5 protein-coding genes are annotated in these 2,760 nt (G+C 71.4%); 2 read left to right on the top strand and 3 right to left on the bottom strand.

Features of this window, described 5'->3' with window-relative positions; all coding sequences use genetic code 11:
• On the top strand, positions 1-648 hold a 648-nt coding region (locus tag CON77_RS14735; RefSeq protein WP_101050345.1), incomplete at its 5' end, for an NAD(P)-dependent oxidoreductase.
• A gap of 20 nt (positions 649-668) precedes the next feature.
• On the opposite strand, the gene CON77_RS14730 is transcribed toward CON77_RS14735, so the two are convergent.
• The 3 genes from CON77_RS14730 to CON77_RS14720 are packed head-to-tail and all read right to left on the bottom strand — an operon-like array spanning position 669 to position 2,375.
• Positions 669-1,331 (bottom strand): BON domain-containing protein, encoded by a 663-nt coding sequence (locus tag CON77_RS14730; protein WP_101050343.1) that lies wholly within the window; start codon positions 1,329-1,331, stop codon positions 669-671.
• Positions 1,328-1,936: an SIS domain-containing protein gene (locus tag CON77_RS14725; RefSeq protein WP_101050341.1), complete on the bottom strand. Its 609-nt coding sequence runs from the start codon at positions 1,934-1,936 to the stop codon at positions 1,328-1,330. The genes CON77_RS14730 and CON77_RS14725 overlap by 4 nt, the downstream gene beginning before the upstream one ends.
• A gap of 7 nt (positions 1,937-1,943) precedes the next feature.
• Entirely contained in the window at positions 1,944-2,375 is a 432-nt protein-coding gene (locus CON77_RS14720) for a YraN family protein (RefSeq protein ID WP_101050348.1), read from the bottom strand.
• A gap of 7 nt (positions 2,376-2,382) precedes the next feature.
• On the opposite strand from CON77_RS14720, the gene CON77_RS14715 reads away from it, so the two are divergent.
• The coding region (locus CON77_RS14715) for an SAM-dependent methyltransferase (RefSeq protein WP_439650589.1) at positions 2,383-2,760 on the top strand (378 nt) is incomplete at its 3' end.

The raw sequence follows: 2,760 nt of genomic DNA, 5'->3' as shown, positions 1-2,760 counted from the left end.
CCCGGTGGCCAGCGCGGCGGCGACGGCGCCCTGGCCGGCATGGCGCCCGGTACCGTGTTCGTGGACCACACCACCGCCTCGGCCAACGTGGCGCGCGAACTCCACGCCCTGGCCCAGGCGCAGGGCGTGGCCTTTGTCGATGCCCCGGTCTCGGGCGGGCAGGCGGGCGCGCAGAACGGCCTGCTCACCGTCATGTGCGGGGGCGAGGCGGTGGCCTTCGACCGCGTCAAACCCGTGGCCCTGGCGTTTTCGCGCGCCTTCACCCTGATGGGCGGCAGCGGCGCCGGTCAGCTCACCAAGATGGTCAACCAGATCTGCATCGCCGGCCTGGTCCAGGGCCTGAGCGAAGCCGTGGCCTTCGGCCAGCACGCCGGCCTCGACATGAAGCAGGTGCTGGAGGTGATCGGCAAAGGCGCGGCGCAGAGCTGGCAGCTCGACAACCGCGGCCAAACCATGGTGGAGGACCGCTTCGATTTCGGCTTTGCCGTGGACTGGATGCGCAAGGACCTGGGCCTGGTGCTGGAGGAGGCCAAGCGCAACGGTTCGCGCCTGCCCGTGACCGCCCTGGTGGACCAGTTCTACGCCGACGTGCAGACCCTGGGCGGCGGCCGCTGGGACACCTCCAGCCTCGTGCGGCGCCTGCGCTGACGCCGCGGCGGCGGGCCGGCTCAGCGGGGCTGAGCGGTGCCGCTGGTGGAGGCGCCGGGCGCGGCCTGCAGGCGGGCCAGTTCGGCGTCGCTGATCAGTTCGAAAATCCGCACCACCTGCTTCACGCTTCCGGTGGAGCGGGCGATGGCGCTGGCGCGGTCGGCCTCGCGCTGGGTCACCAGGCCCATCAGGTAGACGGTGTCGCGCTCGGTCACCACCTTGAACACATTGGCCGACAGGTCGCTGGCGTCCACGAACGCGGCCTTGACCCGCGCGGTCAGCAGGGCGTCGGACGAGCGCTGCACCAGCGAGGGGCTGTCGGACACGGTCAGCTCGTTGACCACGCTGCGCACGTGCTCCACGCCCAGCACCACCTGTTGCACCCGCTGCTTGTCGGCTTCGTTGCCGACCTCGCCGGTCAGCAGCACCTGGGCGTTGAAGCTGGTCACGCTGACGCGCACCCGGCTGCCCAGGGCCTCGCGGATGCGGCTGCCCGACTTCAGCTCGATCGCCTCGTCCTCCACCTGCGCGCCCGAGGTGCGGCGGTCGGTGGCGACCATCACCCCGGAGCCCACGGCGGCTCCCACCACCAGGGGGGCGCAAGCGCTCAGGGCGCCCCCCAGCGCGGCCACGCAGGCCAGCAGCGCCAGGGTACGGGCAGAAAAACGGTTGGCAAACGTCATGTATCCATCTCCGGGTCTGTGTCTTCGCCCAGCAACTGGACATCGACACCGTCACACAAGCAATGCAGCGCCAACTGGTGCGCTTCGTGGATGCGGGGCAGCCGCTCGCTCGGCACACTGACGAGCACGTCCGTGTCCTTGAGCAGCTGGTGCAGGGGGCCGGGCTTGGCCCCGCACAGGGCCACGACCACCATCTCGCGTTCGTGGGCCGCCTCGACCGCGCCGAGTATGTCAGGAGACTGCGGCTGCGTGGTGACGAGAAGTAACACGTCCCCGGGCTGGCCCAGGGCGCGGACCTGGCGGCCAAAGACCGAGCGCGCGTCGAAGGCGTTGTACAGGCCGGTGAGGGCCGCGGCGTTGGAGCCCAGGGCGAAAGCCCCCAATTCCGGGCGGTCGCGTTCGAAGCGGCCGACGAAGGAGGCCACGAAGGCCTGCACCAGGCCGGCCGACATGCCGCTGCCGCAGGCCAGCACCTTGCCGCCGCCGGTCAGGGCGGCCAGCACCGCGCCCACGGCCGCCTCCACCGCCGGGGCCATGGCCTGGGCGCACTGGTATTTCAGGTCGGCGCTGTCGATGAAGTGCTGCTGTATCCGGTGCAAAAGCATGCGGCGATCATACCCAAGCGGAGGCGTCGAAAGCCCCGCGCAGCCACTCCACCGTGGCGCCGACGCCGTCGGGTGCGCCCTGCACCAGCACCACGTCGAAACGGCAGGGCGGCAACTGGCGCAGGCGGGCCAGGTAGTGCCGCGCCGCGAAGACGATGCGGCGTTGTTTGGTGGCGCCGATGCTGGCCCCGGCCCCACCGTGAGAGGCCGAACTGCGCTGGCGCACCTCCACGAACACCAGCGTGCCGCCCGGCTCCGACATAATCAGGTCGATCTCGCCGCCGCCGCGCCCGGGGGTGCGGAAGTTGCGCTGCAGCAGGCGCAAGCCCTGGTGTTGCAAATGTTCCAGCGCGGCCTGCTCCGCGCGGTCGCCGCGCTGCTTGGTGGTGACGCGGCCGCGCGCGTCGGTGCCCGGGTCGGGCGCTCCCTGTTTCTGGATGGTCACTGTGAACCCTTCTTTTCAACCGGCCCTGGCGGCGGCACAGGCCGCGGCCGGTGCCCAGCATTATCCCGTCGGGGTGCTGTACGTGGTGGCCACGCCAGTGGGCAACCTGGCCGACATCACCCTGCGCGCCCTGCACGTGCTCGGCCTGGTCGACACGGTGGCCTGTGAAGACACGCGCCACACCGCCAGCCTGCTGCAGGCCTATGGCCTGCACCGACCGCTGCTGGCCGTGCACCAGCACAACGAGGCCGAGGCGGCACAGGGCGTGGTGGCGCGCCTGCAGCGCGGCGAACGGGTGGCCTACGTGAGCGATGCCGGCACCCCGGGCATCAGCGACCCCGGCGCGCGCCTGTGTGCGGCGGTGCAGGCCGCCGGGCTG

It is taken from the genome of Macromonas nakdongensis (assembly GCF_002837145.1).
In the GTDB taxonomy this organism is placed as follows: domain Bacteria; phylum Pseudomonadota; class Gammaproteobacteria; order Burkholderiales; family Burkholderiaceae_C; genus Macromonas_B; species Macromonas_B nakdongensis.
Note: the sequence above shows the minus strand (reverse complement) of the source record. Positions and strands in the feature narration are given on the sequence as shown.